Origin of the sequence: Caldimonas taiwanensis NBRC 104434, from assembly GCF_001592165.1 — a bacterium.
Classification (GTDB): Bacteria; Pseudomonadota; Gammaproteobacteria; order Burkholderiales; family Burkholderiaceae_C; genus Caldimonas; species Caldimonas manganoxidans.
This window is the reverse complement of the sequence record NZ_BCWK01000091.1, coordinates 1-676: the sequence shown is the minus strand read 5'-3', so window position 1 is coordinate 676 and position 676 is coordinate 1. Positions and strand designations below refer to the sequence as shown.

Genomic DNA, 676 nt, shown 5'->3' with positions numbered 1-676 from the left:
TCGCCCAAGGCAACCAAGACCTCAGCCATCGCACCGAGCAAGCCGCCAGCAGCCTGCAGCAAACCGCCTCCTCCATGGAGCAGCTCACCGGCACCGTCAAACACTCCGCCGACGCCGCTCGACAAGCCAACCAACTGGCCTCCAACGCCTCCAGCGTCGCCCAGCGCGGCGGCCAGGTCGTCTCCCAGGTCGTCTCCACCATGGAAGACATCAACTCCGCCTCCAAAAAAATCGCCGACATCATCGGCGTCATCGACGGCATCGCCTTCCAAACCAACATCCTCGCACTCAACGCCGCCGTGGAGGCCGCTCGCGCTGGCGAACAAGGCCGCGGCTTCGCCGTGGTCGCCGGCGAAGTCCGCAACCTCGCCCAACGCTCGGCTCAAGCCGCCAAAGAAATCAAATCCCTCATCGGCGCTTCCGTCGAAAAAGTCGAATCCGGCTCCAAACTCGTCCAAGACGCCGGCGCCACCATGAACGAAATCGTCGCCTCCGTGCGCCGCGTCAGCGACATCATCGGCGAAATCTCCGCCGCCGCCAGCGAACAAAACGACGGCATCTCCCAAATCAACGCCGCCGTCGGTCAACTCGACCAAATGACCCAACAAAACGCCGCCTTGGTCGAACAGTCCGCCGCCGCCGCAGAGTCCCTGCGCGAACAAGCACAACGCCTCGC

At 63.9% G+C, this 676-nt stretch carries 1 protein-coding gene; it reads left to right on the top strand.

The window, feature by feature from the left end:
- Positions 1 to 676 (top strand): methyl-accepting chemotaxis protein (locus CTA01S_RS16290; protein ID WP_232301120.1); only part of this gene is annotated, 676 nt, incomplete at both ends.